The sequence below is a fragment of the Zhongshania aliphaticivorans genome (genome assembly GCF_001586255.1).
Taxonomy (GTDB): Bacteria; Pseudomonadota; Gammaproteobacteria; order Pseudomonadales; family Spongiibacteraceae; genus Spongiibacter; species Spongiibacter aliphaticivorans.
Genome location: NZ_CP014544.1, coordinates 1,961,986 through 1,979,239 on the forward strand (window position 1 = coordinate 1,961,986; position 17,254 = coordinate 1,979,239).

Annotated in this window: 14 protein-coding genes and 1 pseudogene; 3 read left to right on the forward strand and 12 right to left on the reverse strand. The window is 56.5% G+C overall.

Annotated elements, in window-relative coordinates; translation table 11 throughout:
- Nucleotides 1–61: 61 nt before the first annotated feature.
- A pseudogene (locus AZF00_RS08680) lies at nt 62–364 on the forward strand (tyrosine-type recombinase/integrase); the annotation flags it as partial.
- A 95-nt stretch (nt 365–459) separates the two neighbouring features.
- On the opposite strand, the gene AZF00_RS08685 reads toward AZF00_RS08680, so the two are convergent.
- The 12 genes from AZF00_RS08685 to AZF00_RS08740 all read right to left on the reverse strand — a co-directional run bounded on the left by AZF00_RS08685 (nt 460) and on the right by AZF00_RS08740 (nt 15,627).
- Nucleotides 460–1,062 carry a cytochrome c5 family protein gene (locus AZF00_RS08685; protein WP_062383535.1) on the reverse strand — a complete coding sequence of 201 codons (603 nt, stop codon included), beginning with the start codon at nt 1,060–1,062 and terminating at the stop codon, nt 460–462.
- A 12-nt stretch (nt 1,063–1,074) separates the two neighbouring features.
- Entirely contained in the window at nt 1,075–2,337 is a 1,263-nt protein-coding gene (locus tag AZF00_RS08690) for a putative porin (RefSeq protein ID WP_062383538.1), read from the reverse strand.
- Nucleotides 2,338–2,614: 277 nt separating this feature from the next.
- On the reverse strand, nt 2,615–5,737 hold the full coding sequence (locus tag AZF00_RS08695) for an efflux RND transporter permease subunit (RefSeq protein WP_062383541.1): 3,123 nt from the start codon (nt 5,735–5,737) through the stop codon (nt 2,615–2,617).
- Nucleotides 5,730–7,355 carry an efflux RND transporter periplasmic adaptor subunit gene (locus AZF00_RS08700; protein WP_062383545.1) on the reverse strand — a complete coding sequence of 542 codons (1,626 nt, stop codon included), beginning with the start codon at nt 7,353–7,355 and terminating at the stop codon, nt 5,730–5,732. Before AZF00_RS08700 ends, AZF00_RS08695 begins: the two co-directional genes overlap by 8 nt.
- Before the next feature lie 11 nt (nt 7,356–7,366).
- Nucleotides 7,367–8,695, reverse strand: coding sequence for a TolC family protein (locus AZF00_RS08705; RefSeq protein WP_231856197.1), 1,329 nt, complete (start codon nt 8,693–8,695; stop codon nt 7,367–7,369).
- Nucleotides 8,692–9,234 carry a DUF411 domain-containing protein gene (locus AZF00_RS08710; RefSeq protein WP_062383546.1) on the reverse strand — a complete coding sequence of 181 codons (543 nt, stop codon included), beginning with the start codon at nt 9,232–9,234 and terminating at the stop codon, nt 8,692–8,694. Before AZF00_RS08710 ends, AZF00_RS08705 begins: the two co-directional genes overlap by 4 nt.
- Nucleotides 9,235–9,297: 63 nt before the next feature.
- Nucleotides 9,298–9,537 (reverse strand): DUF2933 domain-containing protein, encoded by a 240-nt coding sequence (locus AZF00_RS08715; RefSeq protein WP_062383549.1) that lies wholly within the window; start codon nt 9,535–9,537, stop codon nt 9,298–9,300.
- Nucleotides 9,534–11,870, reverse strand: coding sequence for a heavy metal translocating P-type ATPase (locus AZF00_RS08720; RefSeq protein WP_082793660.1), 2,337 nt, complete (start codon nt 11,868–11,870; stop codon nt 9,534–9,536). Before AZF00_RS08720 ends, AZF00_RS08715 begins: the two co-directional genes overlap by 4 nt.
- A gap of 22 nt (nt 11,871–11,892) precedes the next feature.
- Nucleotides 11,893–12,477: a c-type cytochrome gene (locus AZF00_RS08725; protein ID WP_062383556.1), complete on the reverse strand. Its 585-nt coding sequence runs from the start codon at nt 12,475–12,477 to the stop codon at nt 11,893–11,895.
- A gap of 32 nt (nt 12,478–12,509) precedes the next feature.
- Entirely contained in the window at nt 12,510–12,821 is a 312-nt protein-coding gene (locus tag AZF00_RS08730; RefSeq protein WP_062383560.1) for a hypothetical protein, read from the reverse strand.
- A 41-nt stretch (nt 12,822–12,862) separates the two neighbouring features.
- The gene (locus tag AZF00_RS08735; RefSeq protein WP_082793661.1) at nt 12,863–13,810 is read right to left on the reverse strand and encodes a copper resistance protein B; all 948 of its coding nucleotides are present in this window, start codon (nt 13,808–13,810) and stop codon (nt 12,863–12,865) included.
- Complete coding sequence (locus AZF00_RS08740) at nt 13,807–15,627, reverse strand: copper resistance system multicopper oxidase (protein WP_062383563.1); 1,821 nt, start codon at nt 15,625–15,627, stop codon at nt 13,807–13,809. The genes AZF00_RS08735 and AZF00_RS08740 overlap by 4 nt, the downstream gene beginning before the upstream one ends.
- Before the next feature lie 293 nt (nt 15,628–15,920).
- Between AZF00_RS08740 and AZF00_RS08745 the strand changes: the two genes are divergently transcribed.
- Nucleotides 15,921–16,613, forward strand: a complete 693-nt coding sequence (locus AZF00_RS08745; protein ID WP_062383565.1) for a heavy metal response regulator transcription factor — start codon at nt 15,921–15,923, stop codon at nt 16,611–16,613.
- Nucleotides 16,600–17,241: a Cu(+)/Ag(+) sensor histidine kinase gene (locus AZF00_RS08750; protein WP_197465728.1), complete on the forward strand. Its 642-nt coding sequence runs from the start codon at nt 16,600–16,602 to the stop codon at nt 17,239–17,241. Before AZF00_RS08745 ends, AZF00_RS08750 begins: the two co-directional genes overlap by 14 nt.
- Nucleotides 17,242–17,254: the final 13 nt, after the last annotated feature.

Below are 17,254 nucleotides of genomic sequence, written 5' to 3' on the forward strand. Positions count from 1 at the left end.
CAGTAAATACGGGGGCTTCAGCGGTTTTTGCAGTATTTGGGGGCAAAATCCCTAGGACCCCATTAACCGCTGGGATAAGGTTCAACCCAAAGCGTTGAATTCCGGTGCCATTAATGAATTACTCAAGACGCTGGGTAATGCCTGTCAGTTCGATTTCGTATCGGACTTGAGCAGCCATAGCTTCCGGCGTGGTCTTTCCACATCGGCTGCAAGAGAGCGAGTCGATTTTGAACTGATTAAAAAGCAAGGAGGCTGGAAAAGCGATGCGACGGTTTGGGAATACATTGAGGAAGGACAGCAGTTCAACAACAATGCCGCGCTGGTTCTGATGGAAAAATTGGGGGCACTTGTTGGTAATGTCTGAAGAATATGGAGCGGCGAGCAAGGGAAAGGGCTGGAGAATATAACGTGGGGCAGAGTGCCCGGCTGACACCGAGCACTCTGCCCACAGATAAAGCCCTATTTCTCGAAGGTGGTTCGCATATAACCAAGTACGGCTTTCAGGTCGGCGTCGGTCAAACTGACATTGCCGCCCCGCGGCGGCATGGCCATCGGCGAGCCTGGGCTCTGAAATCCATTGATCATGTTGCTCAGTAACTCTGCATCATTTTTGCTCAATGGGCCTTTCGACTTGGTGAAGTCCGGAATGCCAGGAAAGGCACCCTTGCCGTCGCCGCCATGGCATGCGATACAGGTGCTTTTGTAGACTGCCTCACCGGATAGACCGGAGTTGGCCAGATCCACCGATACAGACTTTACTGTTACCTTTTTGGCGGGTGTGTTCGATGCCTGCAGGAAAGCAAGAATATCTCGCGTATCCTGACCCCACAGACCGGCGCGGATACGCATGTGATTGACAGTGGTTTCCCAGTAATCATCTGACAACTCCTTCGGATCGCGCATGTTATGACAACGGGCGCAGTTATCGGCCCATTTCTGAGCCCCCTTTCCCGCATCGCCTTTTGCTTCGGCCAGAGCCGGTGTGAGGAAGGTTGCAGACAGTAACAAAGCCGTAATACTTACACCGAAAAGTTTGCTAGTAATAAATTTGCTGATTTTCATATCAATTCTCCCCTAAAAACCGTAAGCCAGTTGCACTCGCACAGTGTCTTCATCATCTGCGCCTGATGAGTCGTAGTCTTTTATCTCATAATTGAGCTTAACGACAACATGGGGTGCAAAAAGGTAATTCAGCCCCAGTGTGCGCTGAGAGTAGTTTTCCCCAGAATGAGGCGTCTGTAATTCGCTGGTGCGAACGACGGTTTCGAGTGATGTCGAGGGGATTTTATAGGCTGCCTGCAGATACCAGGCTTTCCATTGACCTACCTCAACATCGTCAAACTCTGCGGGGCCTGCATAACCGTCAGGTAGGTCATCGCTATGAAATTCGACACCGGCACTACCTTCGCCAATCTCTGTTTTGAGGTATTCGCCTCGCAGCTCTAGGTTGTTCCAGCCATAGCGAAAATCGGCACCGATAACATCATAATCAAATTCGCCTGTGGATTCGATATCAAGCTCAGGCCCATCATGTCCACCCGCAAAAGCATCCGTCACTGTGGCTTTACCTTTAGCGGCGGAAATCCCTATTTCCAGACCAGAAAACGGCAATAGCCCAAGGCGACCACCAAATGACTTCTTCCCGTCAGGGTCACTGGTACGGCCTTCGGTTTCCACTTCCTCGATAGCCAGTTCGTATTCCCCTTCATCATCCTCTACACCGGCGGCCAGGGTGGGCCCGTTACCAACATAAACAGCATAATTGGCGCGCATCTCGCCGAGTGGAAACCCGCCGCGCAATTGCAAGCCGGTCTCAGTTAGGGGCGCAGCTCCGCCATGCCCGAAGCCAGCGGGTGCCGAGACAGCCTTATTGATCCAGCTAGGGTGCAAATTCTGCCGGAATTGACCTATGGGACTTAAAAATTTTCCCGCGCCAAGCGCTACATAGTCATTCAGGAACAGGTTGATAGAGGCATATTCCAACGCCAGCTCAGTGCCCCCATCAGCTGTGTTCGACAGCTCAAATTCTGTTTCGAACATTAGCCAGTCTTGGTAATTGTAGTGGATGATGGGGGCGACCAATACCTTGTTAAAAGCGGCGTTGCCTGAATCCGGATCGGCGTACTCGACCGATCCATAACCTGCCATATGAAATGACGAATCTGTATTACGTTCCGCTGCCGTGTTTTCCAAGCGATCAACTTGATTTTGAAGATCGTCGACTTGCTGCCTGAGATTGTCGGTCTGATTGTCTGCGTAAACAGCGGCAGGAACTATTGCCGCTGTAACACTTAAAGTCAGAAGGCAGCATTTGAGTTTTGACTTCTTCATGTTCATGGTTTTCCCCTATCGTTGATTTGCCCAACTTCTACACCGGTAGCTGTCAAGCTAGTTGTCGCCTAAGGTGTGTTTTATTAAGCTTCTTTGTTTATTGTCATGGGGTGATGATTACGGATGGATGACTCCAACATGACATTTCTGTAATGTTTAGGTGTTTTGATTGATTCAGATCAACCAAATAGCATTAACCTATTTGTGCATTTGGTGCTTTATTGGTTTATACCACAGAGCTCCGGCAGGGGCAGACAAGTCTGCCCCATTTAGTTTGGCAATATTATGCTTTCAGCGAGCGGGTGCGCCATAGGTAATACACGACGGGTAATACCAACAACGTTAAAATCACAGCACTCACCATTCCGCCCACCATAGGCGCCGCAATCCGGCTAACAACTTCCGCACCTGTTCCGGAACTGAACATAATGGGCAACAATCCAGCGATAGTGGAGACCGTAGTCATCATTACGGGTCTTACACGAAGTCCCGCGCCCTGTGTCACGGCTTCGAGCAAATCTTCTTTTAATGGTTGCACTCCACGCTCACGACAGGTATCTATCAATTGGTGATATGCTTGGTTAAGATAAGTTAACATGATGATACCTATTTCCACCGTAACCCCCGCCAGTGCAATAAAACCAACCGCAACCGCGACAGAAAAATTATAGCCAAGCAGGTACATCAGCCAGATTGAACCAATTACCGCCAGTGGTAGTGTTCCCAGAATAATGGCTATTTCAGTGAAGTTACGAAAATTCATGTATAACAGAATGATAATGATGGCAAGCGTCAAAGGAACCACATAGGTCAGTTTCTCTTTGGCGCGCAGCATGTATTCGTACTGACCGGACCAGGCCACCGAGTAGCCGGCCGGTAAATCCAGCTGCTGCTCGACCGTTGCCATGGCCGCTTGTACATAGCTGCCCACGTCCACCCCATCGATATCTACAAAGGTCCAGCCATTCAGCCTGGCGTTCTCGCTCTTGATCGCTGGCGGGCCGTCCTCCACATAGACATTGGCCACATCGGCGAGCGCAATGCGTTGGCCGCTGGGCGTAACGATGGGCAGCAGCGCCAGCTGTTCTGGCGAGTCTCGATAGTCCTGCGGGTAGCGCAGATTGATCGGATAACGCTCCAGCCCCTCAATGGTCTGCGCCACATTCATTCCCCCAATGGCCGTGGCTATTACCTGCTGCACATCAGCAATATTGAGGCCATAGCGCGCCGCCTGTGCACGCTGAATATCCACCTTGATGTAACGCCCACCGGCCACCCTTTCGGAATACACCGAGGCTGTGCCGGGTACATCCTTGAGGATCTGCTCTAGTCGCTGCCCAATCTTCTGAATTTCTCGCAGATCCTCGCCCGCCACCTTGATGCCTACCGGCGTCTTGATACCGGTGGCCAGCATGTCGATGCGAGTCTTGATCGGCATCACCCAAGCGTTGGTTAGACCGGGGAATTTCACTAGCGCATCCAGCTCCTTCTTGAGCTTCTCCGTGGTCATGCCCTCGCGCCATTCCTCTTTGGGCTTGAGCTGAATAAAGGTCTCGATCATGGTCAGCGGAGCGGGATCCGTGGCTGTCTCGGCACGGCCGATTTTGCCGAAAACAGTCTTCACCTCGGGGACAGTCGCAATCAGCTTGTCGGTCTGTTGAAGCAATTCCCTGGCCTTACCAATAGATAGCCCCGGATAAGTGGTGGGCATGTACATGAGATCACCTTCATCCAGATCGGGGATGAATTCACTACCAATCTTGTTAACCGGCCAGATCCCAACGAGGAAAATCACAACCGCCATGGCAAGTGTGATTTTCGGAAAACGCAATACGGTTTTCAGCAGGGGCATGTACCCGGCAATCAGTAATCGATTAACGGGATTCTTGTTTTCCGCTACCACCTTGCCTCTGATGAAATATCCCATCAAAACCGGCACCACCGTGATAGCAAGCGCCGCACTGGCTGCCATGGCATAGGTTTTGGTAAAGGCCAACGGGCTGAACATCCGGCCCTCCTGGGCTTCCAGGGTGAATACTGGTACAAAGCTCACAGTGATAATAAGCAAACTGAAAAACAGCGCCGGACCGACTTCACTGGCTGACGCCGCCACGATTTTCCAACGGTTCTCTGGCGTCAAGGGCGTACGTTCCATATGCTTATGCATGTTTTCGATCATGACAATCGCGCCATCAATCATGGCGCCTATCGCAATCGCTATACCGCCTAATGACATGATATTGGCATTGAGACCTTGCCAATACATCACGGTAAAAGCCGTGAGTATACCTAGCGGCAGACTGAAGACCGCCACCAGTGAGGACCTGACATGAAACAGGAAAATGGCACAGATCAACGCCACAATAGCGAGTTCTTCGGCCAGACTTTTCCACAAACTGTCAATGGCGCGAGATATCAGCCCTGAACGATCATAAACGGTTACGATCTCCACGCCCTCGGGCAAACCCGCCTTGAGTTTTTCCAGCTTGGCCTTGACCCCATCAATGGTTTTCTGGGCGTTCTCACCGAAACGCATCACCACAATACCGCCCACCACTTCACCTTCGCCGTTCAACTCGGCGATGCCACGGCGCATTTGCGGCCCCAATTCGATATCCGCCACATCCTTGAGCAACAGCGGCGTACCGTTAACATCCAACCCTAACGGAATGTTGGCCAGATCATCGATACTCTGGATGTAACCGCTGGCGCGCACCATGTACTCGGCTTCGGCCATTTCCACCACCGAGGCGCCCACTTCCTGGTTGCCGCGCTGGATAGCCATCTGGATAAGAGACAGGGGAATACCGAAGGCGCGCAGTTTCTCCGGGTTTACCTTCACTTGATACTGCTTGACCATGCCACCGAGCGCCGAGACTTCGGAAACACCCGGCACGGTTTGCAGCTCGTATTTCAGGAACCAGTCCTGCAGGCTGCGCAGCTGACTGATGTCATGCTGACCGCTGCGATCCACCAAGGCATAGAGGTAGACCCAGCCGACACCGGTGGCGTCCGGTCCCAGTTGCGGCCGGGCGCTGGGCGGTAATGTGGGCGCGACCTGAGACAGGTACTCCAGCACCCGGGAACGTGCCCAGTAGGCATCGGTATCCTCGTCGAAAATGACATACACAAAGGAATCGCCAAAAAAGGAATAACCGCGCACGGTAACCGCACCGGGTACCGACAACATGGCAGTAGTCAGTGGATACGTGACCTGGTCCTCCACCACCTGCGGTGCCTGCCCAGGAAAACTGGTCTTAATAATGACCTGTACATCGGACAGATCGGGAATGGCGTCCACCGGGGTGTTTTTCAGCGAATAGAGACCCATCCCCACCAGCATCAAAGTAGCCAGCAGCACGAAGAAACGGTTACCGATGGACCAACGGGTTATCGATTCAATCATGATTGTGCTCCTTTTGATCGTGACCGCCGTGGTTCATGCCCTGGTGTTCGCTGTGCTCCGGCATCGACATATCACCGTGATCCATACCCTCGTGCTGACCGTGATCCATTCCTGCAGGCATGGCATCATTGCCTTGCTCATTGGGAATATGCACTTGGGTAATCTGGTATCCACCACTGTTGTTATTGGTGATCTGCACATGCAGGCGCATTCCCTGTTTGAGCGCATCCATGTCCACAGCCTCAGCGACGGTGAAATCCATGGTCATGGTGGGCCATTGCCAGTCCGGGATGGCCTCGTGCTCCAGGGTCACCATGCGGTGATCCGGCATCAGGCTGTCGATACGTGCGGCCACCCAGACTGAGCGGGAATCAGCGTCTGCCTTTACATCCATTGATTCGCCTTGCTGATCGCGCTTGGCCATGCGCTTGAAGTCCGACGTCTTGCTGGATTCCGAGTCGATCAGGAACTGAGCAGAGGTCACAATGCGTTCCCCTTCTTTGAGTCCCGACTGAATTTCCACCTGCCGTTCGCCCACACGCCCGACCTCAACGGCCACCGATTTGAATTTGCCATCACCCAGCGCCAACACCACGCGCGCCTGGCTGCCGGTACGGATCAGCGCTTCTCGCGGGATTAACAGTGCTTCAGCCCCCGCCTGGGTCTCAATGACCATCTGCGCGAACATGCCCGGCTTGAGGAAGTCGTCCGGGTTGTCGAAATGCACCCGGATTTGCGCGGTACGTGTCTTGGCATTCAAAGACGGATAGACATAGTCCACCTGGCCCAACCAATCCCGACCGGGCAGGTAATCGAGCCGCATCCGCACCTGGTCGCCGGTCTTGACCAGGCTTGCCTGTCGTTCGAACACCTCACCGATCACCCAGATATGTTCTAGCTGGCCGATGCTCATCAGACTCAAGCCAGGCTTGACGAACATGCCCTCACGCACCGCGAGATTGTCCAGTACCCCGGACTGCGGCGCGGCAACGGTGATGGTCTGGCTGACCTTGCGGGTTTTACGCAGCCGGTCGATATCTGCCTGAGGTACTTGCAGCGCCAACAAGCGTTCCACGGCAGCACCGATCAACACCGGGTTGTCGCGCTTCAAAGCCAGCAAAAGCTCTTCCTGGGCGTTGACCAGGGTCGGCGAATAGAGCGCGTACAGGGGGTCGCCCTGTCTGACCGGATCCCCGGCGGCCTTGACATGGAGCTTCTCGATCCAGCCTTCCACGCGCGGGCTGATATGCACCAGCCGGTTCTCATCGTATTGCACGTAACCGACGGTTTTGACATCCAGATCCAGAGACCCGGACCTAACCGTGGCGGTGCGCACGCCGAGATTGTTGACGACCTCGGGCGATATCTTGACGGTGCCGGCTTCATCCTCTCCGGCGGATTTCTCGTACACAGGGATCAGATCCATGCCCATGGGCGATTTGCCAGGCTTGTCGCGCTTGTAGTTGGGATCCATGGGCGCCACCCAGTAAAGTGGCTTGCGTTCACCGCCGGTTGCTGTCATATCCCCCTCATCGGGGTTGCCGAGTAGCCAGACGCCGGATGCGCCGAGCAGCGCGCCGACGGCCGTGCCCAGCAAGGTTTTGGTGAATGTATTCATGTTGAACTCCTTTAAAACGGTTCCGCCGGCCGTGCATCGTCGAACGACGCCTCGGCGAGCAGGTAATTGATTTGGGCGATGGTCTTCTGCCGATCCACGGCAATGGCGAGCGCGTCGATCTTGGCATTCAATTCGGCAATGCGGGCACGCACGGCTTCGGCGAAGTCGCCGTCGTCGTTGTTGTAGGCCGAAAGTGAAGCCTCTGCCTGCTCGGCCATTTGCGGCAACAGCTGATCGGTGTATAACGCCTGGCGTTCATCGAGACGTGCCAGTTGTACGCTCGCGGTTTCCAGTTCCGCCATTAGCCGACGACCAAGCAAGTGCTTTTCGGTTTTGATGGCCTCGGTTCGATTGACGGCGGCGCTGACTTCCTTGTCCTGCCGGTTACCGGTGAAAATGGGCAGGTCGAAGTTCACGCCTATGGAGAGCAGATCCGCCCGGTCGCGCCCCATGGGATCGTTGTCGCGATAGCCGTATTGGGCGGTCAGGCCCCATTCGGGCTTGTATTTCTGCTTGGCCAGATCAACACCGGTTTGCGTGGCATCGATACGCTGATCCAGCGCCCGCAACGCGGGATGATGACGGATCCATTCGTAGCGCGTATGCTCGTTGGCGTACTCAATGGTCGGTGCCGACAGTGGCCTGGAAAGAGACTGTGTCGGTAGTACCGGAGCCAGAGGGACAGTGGCAGGCGCACCGATCCATTCGGTCAGACGCTTTTGTGCGGCTTGCTGTTGCTGCCTGAGCATCGTCAGTCTGTCTTCAAGACGAATCAGCTCCAACTGCGCGCGAATTACGTCCTGCTGGCGCGCCCGGCCCAATGCCGAAGAATAACTGGCCTCGGCGACATCCACCAGTTGCTCAAACAGTGCGCGATCCTGTTCGATCAGCCGGATACTCTCCTGCGCCTTGAAGACCTCCAGCCACAACTGGCTGACCGTAGCGCCTACCTTGGCCCGACGATCCAGCCTTAGTAAGGGATGCTGCTCGGCTAGCTGCTGCTTTTGTCGGCGGGTGAGCGACAGACTGTCACCCCGGGGAAACATTTGGCTGATCCCCACCGACAACTGAGTCATGCCTTCCTGATTGATGTCAAAAGAATCAACAGGGAAATTGCCGGCCATCAGGCTCATGCGGGGATCCGGCAAAGTCGCCGCGGCAGTCGCTTCGTCGGTAAGGGCCTGCTGAGTGTACTGGCTACCGGTGAGCCAGGGATCGGTATCTATGGCGAGGGTTATCGCCTCGTCCAGCGTCAGGGTCTCGGGAAGGGATTGCGCAAAGGCTATGACACTGCCTATACCGAGCGGCAGGATAAAAAGCATGGTGACGAATATTTTCATGGCTGCGCTTCCGGTTGTTGGAGTGGCTGAACCTGTTGAGCCGCGCTCTCGACACTGGCAAACACTTCAGTGCTGCCGTCTTTTTTCATCAGCAGAACCCGGTATGGCATGAACTTGTCACCCACCTCCATACCCGGACTGCCAACGGGCATGGCGGGCACTGTCAGCCCAATCCCGTCGGCTGGCGGATTAGCCAGAAACTGATGAATATAGCGGGCCGGGATGTGCCCCTCAAAGGCATAGCCTTGTGACGACACCGCTGTGTGGCAGGAACGCAGGTTGTTTGCGATTCGATAGCGATCCTTGATGGCGTCCAGATTAGCCGGGTGTTCGACACTGGCCTCAAAGCCCTCGGCTTCAAGGTGACCTATCCATTTTTTACAGCAGCCACAGGTAGGGCTTTTGTAGACGGTAAGCGTTTCAACTGCACCAGCGGATGGGTCAGATGTTTTTGGGTTTTTAGGCCCATCATTACAGGCCGCGATCAAGGGCAGCGTCAACAGCCCCAACACCAAGCCCGTTAATTTAACTCGATACATAGTTGCCTCCGAAGACAATTGAATAGAACATTAAGTAATGGATGACAAGGTAACGAGCAGACTTCAGTCGTGCAGGCGAAGCGCCTTGTATCTTTCCTTTTCCTGCGACTGCACGCCGTGATGACCATGGCCGTGATGCATGAATAGGTGCATGAAAGGACAGGCAAGCAGGATTGCATAGGGCAAAAACGCCAACAGGTGCTCACGATGTTCGACCAGCAGGAAATAACTCGCCGCCGCGATCAGCCCGAGTGCCGCCAAGCCCCTGGTGCTGAGCCAGAAGCTTCCGCTGGGCTTGTTCATGCTTCACCTCCTATAGTCCTGGTGAGATGCAGCCGCAGCGCGTTGCCTACCACCGACACCGAACTCAGGCTCATGGCCAGCGCGGCGATCAGCGGTGACAGCAGCCAGCCCGTCAGTGGATACAAAACGCCGGCGGCGATGGGCACGCCCATGGCGTTGTAGAGGAAAGCGAACAACAGGTTCTGGCGCATGTTGCCTACCGTATCGACCGAGATTTGCCGGGCAATGGCGATGCCACGCAGGTCGCCTTTCACCAGGGTTAACTGCGCCGTACTCATGGCAACATCAGTGCCCGTGCCCATGGCGATCCCGACATCGGCGCGGGCCAGGGCCGGAGCGTCATTGATGCCGTCGCCAGCCATGGCCACCTTGTGACCCTTGGCTTGCAGGCGAGCCACAAGGTCATCCTTATCCTTGGGGCGTACCTCACCGTATACCTCGTCGATGCCCAGTTCGCGCGCGACAGATTTCGCCGTGGTCAAGCCATCGCCCGTGGCCATCACCAGGCGCAAGCCGCTGGCCCTGAGTTCGCTGATGGCTTGTGGCGTGGAGGCTTTGATGGGGTCGGCGACCGCGAGCAAGCCAGCCAGCAGGCCGTCAACGGCCAGATAGATCACGCTGGCGCCTCTGCTGCGCAGTATTTCCGCCTCATCGGCCACGACGCGCCACTCGACCTGCTGTTCCTCCATCAAGGCGGTATTGCCCAGGGCGACAGGGTGGTTTTCCACCTTGCCACGTACGCCAATCCCGGAAGCCGACTCAAAATCAACCGCAGGACTCAAATTCAGTCCCCGCTTGTGCGCCTCGGCCACAATCGCCTGCGCCAACGGGTGCTCACTGCCCTGGTCCAGGCTGGCCGCCAAGCGTAAAACCTCATTGGGTGCGAGTCTGCCCGCCGAGATCACCGCATGGAAAGCGGGACGCCCCTCGGTCAGCGTGCCGGTTTTGTCGACGATCAGGGTATCCACCTGGCGCAAATGTTCGATGGCAGCCGCGTCTTTGAACAGCACACCTCGGGTAGCGGCGTTGCCAGTGGCCACCATGACCGACATGGGCGTCGCCAGGCCCAGCGCGCAAGGACAGGCGATGATCAACACCGCTACCGCGTTGATCAACCCGAACGCCCAGCTCGGCTCGGGTCCGAACAGCCCCCAAAGCACCAGCGTGGCGAGCGCGATCACCATCACTACCAGCACGAAATACCCCGCGACCACGTCCGCCATGCGTTGCATGGGAGCACGGGAACGCTGGGCATTGGAGACTAATTGCACGATCTGGGCGAGCACGGTGGCCGAGCCAACCTTTTCGGCCCGCATGATCAGCGCGCCGCTGGTATTGATCGAGGCGCCGATCAGCGCATCTCCGGGTCGTTTGCTCACCGGCATGGGCTCGCCGGTGAGCATGGATTCATCGATGGCACTTTCACCTTCCAGCACCTGACCGTCCACGGGAACCTTCTCGCCGGGCCTGACACGCAAGCGATCACCAGGATGGACATGGGTCAGTGGAATATCTTCCTCGGTGCCATCGTCGCGGATATGCCGCGCGGTCTTGGGCGCCAGACCCAACAGAGCGCGAATGGCGGCACCGGTCTCCGAGCGGGCCTTCAGCTCCAGCACCTGACCGAGCAAGGTCAGCGAAATGATCACGGCCGCGGCCTCGAAATACACCGCCACTTGGCCATCGAGACGGAACGAAGCCGGGAAAATGCCGGGGGCGACGGTTGCAATAACGCTGTACAGATAAGCCGCGCCGGTACCGGTACCGATCAAAGTCCACATATTGGGCGAACGCCGCTTGAGTGACTGGAACCAGCGGACAAAGAAAGGCCAGCCGGACCAGAGCACCACCGGAGTGGCCAGCGCCAGCTCCACCCAGGGTCGCGCCGCTCCCGGAAAGTGGTCAAAAGCCCCGCCCGACATGGCGATCAGGGTTACCATCAGGGTCAATGGCAAGGTGTACCAAAAACGACGCCTGAAATCCGCGAGTTCCGGATTGTCTCCGGCGTCGGCGCTGGGCATCACCGGTTCCAGCGCCATGCCGCACTTCGGGCAGGTGCCCGGACCCAATTGCCTCACTTCCGGGTGCATAGGACAACTGTACTCGGTGTTGGCATCGCCCTCGGGGGGTTCGGACCCTGTAAGATAGCGCTGTGGGTTATCCATGAATTTGCTTCGGCAATGCGTGCTGCAAAAGGAGTACAGCCGGCCCTGAAACTCGACCTTGTGGAAGGATGTCTTCTTGACCGCCATGCCGCACACGGGGTCGGTCAATTCAGTGCTGTTGGACTCGCCGCGCTGACGGGCTTGGTGTCTGTGATTGGCATGCGACATGGGTATCCTCCTGAAGCCAGCCTTAATGGTGCCCGGCGTCATCCGCGCCGCGCGCGGTCAGGATCTGGTATTGCTGCGGCGACAGCTCGGGTAGGCGCTGCAGGAACGCCACCATGTTCCAGATGCGCTGATCGTCATGACCCGGCCCCCAGGCCGGCATCCCGGAAGCCTTGATGCCATGTTTAATAATCCAGAATTGTCGCTTAATGGCCTCGTCATCATTATCAGTGTCACCGGCATGCTCATGCCCATGCCTATCACCCGTCAGTGTTAGATTGGGCGGCGCGGGATACAGCCCCAGGGTAAAATCACTTTCGGTCTTGCCCGGTTTGAGATGGCAGCCGGTGCACATGTCGTTGTAGTCGGCGCCGCCTGCCAGCAAGCGCTCGGACGAATTCAGGTCGGTCGGCACCTCGATGTCGTTTGATGCGCGGGCGATGGATCGCTCGCGCAGGGTTTCCAGCGCCCAATAAGTCAAGTCGTTGTGATGGTCATCGGCTCCCATCGGATAGAGACCCGAATAGAGGAACCCCACACCGGTCACCGCCGCCACGCCTGCCGCAACGGCGAGGCATTTAAAGCAGGATAAAAACTTAAAGGACGTCATGTTATCTCCTCAGGAATGGCTACCCGTTATTTTTAGTGCTGGTGTTTGGCCGGCTTTTTTTCATCGGCTTTTTCGTCATGGTTACCGTGATCGGTTTGGCCTTTGTCCCCATGCGCTTCATGCGATTCTGCTTCATCCTTGTGCATGGCCTTCATGCATTTTTTCATCATGGCCTGCATGACCGGATCTTTCATGTCCATTTTGGAATGATCCATGTCTTTCATGGCCGCACAGTCCGGCGCCTGCGCCTCCTTCATGTGCTCCTTGGGATCGTGGGCCTGGGCTGACAGGGCAAGCAATAATGCCGGCAGGGCGACGAAATAGCTGAGTGATTGGCGTTTCATAATGTGACTCCTAGGTTGTGTTAAAAACATAAGTCGTTTGATTAAAACCAGAACCGGATCCCGGCGACGTACCGGGTATCCTTGGTGGCATCGCCGTTGGCCCGCGCCTGATCGGCGGTGGCGCCAAAGGTGCCGTTCCACTCGATACCGACATAAGGGGCGAACTGGCGTGAAAACTCGTAGCGCAATCGCAGTCCCAGGGCGACATCGGACAAACCGCGACCCAGTCCGTTAACCGCATCGTCTTTGCCATAGGCGGTCAGTTCAGCCCGAGGCTGTAAAATCAGGCGCTGGGTGAGTAGCAATTCGTATTCCGCTTCCAACGACAGAGCTGTACGTCCGCCCTCGCCCAGGTAGGCGGTCAGATCCAGTTCAAACCAGTAGGGGGCAAGGCCCTGAATACCGAACGCGAGCCACTCGCGGCCCGTGCCTTCATCGTATTGATCAAGACGAACGCCCAGCTGGGTGTCGAAATAGGCATTGAGTGCGTGGCCCCAGAGCAGATCAGTCTGACTTTCCGCCAGGCGCCCGTCCACGGCATCGCCTTCGAGCTTGATCACCAAGCGGTCATAGGTGGTGCCATACCAGCCCTGCAGGTCAAAGGTCGTGACGTCATTATCGGCGTCGTATTCGAGGCGATCGCCCAGCAGCGACCAGAATCGATGCTCATCGGCCAGTTTCAGTTGCCGTGGACCCGGCAGCGCATAGGGGCCTTCCGTCAGCGTGTAGCCATCGGAATATGCGTGAGGATCGCGGGCATCCTTGGGGGCGTCTCCGCCCTGCATTTGCATGTCGCCCTGCGCCATGGCGGCGTGACCCGTGGCGCGAGTATCCGAGCTGTCATCAGGGGGCTCATGGGACGGCACATCGGCATCATTTGCGTGCATTGCATGTGGATCCTCCTGTTGCGCCAAGACGGAAGCCGAAAACAACAGCCCTGCAATAACGCCTGCATGCAAACAATATCTGGCGAAATCCTTCACACTCATGACACCACCACCTCGCGGAACATCCCCGCATCCATATGGAATAACAGATGACAGTGCCACGCCCAGCGCCCCAGATCATGCGGGGTGGTCAGAAAGCTGATGCGTTGTGCCGGTTGTACCGGGATGGTATGCCGACGTACACGCAACCGACCTTGATCATCCTCCAGGTCGCTCCACATGCCATGCAGGTGCATGGGGTGGGTCATCATGGTGTCATTTTGCAAGATAACGCGAACACGCTCGCCGTGTTTCATGGCCACCGGCGTGCTCTTGCCGAATTCCAGCCCGTCGAAGGACCAACTGTAGCGCTCCATATTGCCAGTCAAGTGCAATTCGATTTCTCTGACGGCGGAGCGGCTGTCATTCAGCACGCCCTCTTGTGACCGAAGATCAGCCAAGGTAAGCACCCGCCGGCCATTGTTGCGGAGGCCAATACCCGGATCATCCAGGTTAGTGCGCGGCCTATCGACCCGCATGTCCACGGATGTACCGTATTCACTGCGGGCGTGGTTGACCTTTTGTGACGGCTTGGCCATCGGAGCCTGTTGCATGCCATGCTGGCTGTGATCCATCGCCATGCCACCGGGATCCATCTGAGAATGGTCCATTTTTGAATGATCCATGCCGGTGTCGTGTCCCATGGTTCCATGATTCATGGCGCCGTGATCCATCCGCCCCATCATGTCGGCCATGGTCAGCCACTCCACGGGGTCGAGCGCTGGCACCGGCGCGTTCAAACCGTCCCGCACCGCCAGAGTGCCGCGCGCATAGCCGGTGCGATCCATGCTTTGCGCGAAGATGGTATGGGCGTCATCCTTTGGTTCCACCAGCACATCGTAGGTTTCGCCCGGCCCGAAGCGAAACTCGTCAACCTCGACCGGCTCAATATTCTGCCCATCAGCCTGCACTACGGCCATCTTCAGGCCAGGAATGCGAACGTCGTAAAAACTGTTACTGGCTGCATTGATAAAACGCAAGCGCACGCGCTCACCGGGCGTGAACAGCCCCGTCCAGTTGCCCGCTGGCGTTCGGCCGTTCATCAGGTAGGTCAAGGTTGCGGCGGAAAGGTCGGCCAGATCGGTGGGGTTCATACGCATCTGGTTCCACATCTGGCGTTTGTCCAGCGCGCCGGAAACCCCCTGTGTGGAAACGTCGCGAAAGAAGTCGCCCACTGTGGGCTGGTTAAAGTTGTAGACGTCGCTTTGAACCTTGAGTTTGGCAAACACTGACATCGGATCGTCATCGGTCCAATCGGAAAGCTGCACCACGTAGTCGCGGTCGGCACGCAGATGCCCCGCTGCAGGGCGAACCTGACCATCACGCGGCTCGATAATGAGCGCGCCATACATGCCGGTCATTTCCTGGAAGCCGCTGTGGGAGTGGTACCAATAAGTGCCGCTCTGTTGTAATTTGAAACGGTAAACGAAGGTCTCGCCCGGTGCTATGCCACGGAAGCTGATGCCGGGTACGCCGTCCATCTGAAAAGGTAGAATGATCCCGTGCCAGTGGATGGAGGTAGGAACCTTGAGCCGGTTGGTTACCCGGATGGTGACCTCATCTCCCTCACGCAACCTCAGTGTCGGGGCCGGAATGGAGCCGTTGATGGTGGTCGCCATACGGATCACGCCGGTAAAGTTGACCGGTGTTTCGGCGACGACCAGATCAATCGATTGGCCGCTCAGCACGGGCGCGGTACCGGTGTGTGTCTGGTTCTCCAGACGGCCCCCTGCGTGCAGCAGGGCTGGAAAGCTTGCCAGCACACCGCCAGCCACCAGCCCCTGTACGAAGTGACGGCGTGTCGCACTAAACGTTTTCATCAATGCTCCAATTCAGCGATATCGTTTTTCATAACCTTGCCCTCGATCACATCAACCGTGGCGAAGTGCTTGTTGATGATACTGTCGTTTTCGAGTCACGCCCGATCTGACAGGCCGGCAACAGCGACCGGAATGCCGACTGCATCAACATAAGTAATGCCTAGTGTAATCAAGTTAACTGCCCCCCCCTGTCAGCCAGATGACCCAAACATTACATTAATGTAATCTGTGTGTAATCTTGCCGTGGGGAATAACCCGTTAGGTTGAAACAAAATGTGGAGGGCGAGACATAGATGCGACTACTCGTGGTCGAGGACGAAATCAAAACAGGCGACTATTTGCGCCAAGGACTGGCTGAAGCTGGATTTCAGGTTAGTCTGGTGCGCAATGGTCTCGATGGCCACCATCTGGCGATGACCGAGTCCTTCGACTTGATCGTGCTGGATGTCATGCTGCCCGACGTGGATGGCTGGCGCATTGTGCAGTCGCTGCGTGAAGCGGGACGTCAGACACCGGTATTGTTCCTTACCGCGCGCGACCGCGTGGATGACCGAGTCAAGGGGCTGGAGCTGGGCGCCGATGATTACCTGGTAAAACCCTTCGCCTTTGCCGAGTTGCTGGCACGGGTGCGCACCCTGTTGCGAAGGGGCTCGGCACCGCCTCTGTCGGATCAGCTCAAGGTGGCCGATCTCGTTCTGGATCTACCCAGGCACCGGGTCACGCGCGCCGGCCGAAAAATCAATCTCAGCCACAAGGAATTCTGCCTGCTGGAACTGCTGGTGCGCCGTCAGGGTGAGGTGTTGCCGCGTTCGCTGATCGCCTCGCAGGTCTGGGACATGAATTTTGATTCCGACACCAACGTGATCGACGTGGCCATCCGTCGATTGCGCGCCAAAATCGACGACGACTTCGAGCCCAGGCTGATCCACACGGTGCGTGGCATGGGTTACAAGCTCGATGTGGAAGCTGAAGATGATGGCGACTGAGCGGCGTCCGCTTTCGCTAACCGCCAGGGTCATGGTCTTTGTCGCGTTGGCCATCGGCATCAGCCTGGTATTGATCGGCAATCTGGTGCTCGGTGCCGTCGAGCGCCATTTCGCCGAGCAGGACGCGGACGAGTTGGTCGTGATCAACCAGGCGGTAGCGCAGACCCTGCAAAGGGTGGATGATCCGCTCCGGTTACCGGTGGCGTTGTCGCAGGCGGTGTCGGGACACCACGGTGTTTATTTTCAGGTGTGGAATGGCCGTGGCCAGTTGGTGTTCGCTACACCGGGGGCTGACTTCGCGCAGGCTATAGTAGCTTTTTCCCCCGTTAAGCGGATCCATGCCGATAACCTGGCTACTTGGCACTTTGACGGAAATGCCTATCGGGGTGTCGTCACACGGTTTGTCAGCGACAGCCGGGAATATCGCATTGCCACGGCGATCGGCATGGACTTCCACCTGCATTTTCTGCAAGGGTTTCGCCGCAGTCTCTGGATTATCATGTTGCTTACTGGGGTACTAGGGTTTTTCCGTCCAAAAACGACAATAATCGCCGAAAGCCCCGCCATCCGGGGCCTCCAAGAGGGGATTGCTTTTTCTGAAGTCCATATTTACACCAATTTTGGTTAAGATTTGGCCTTTT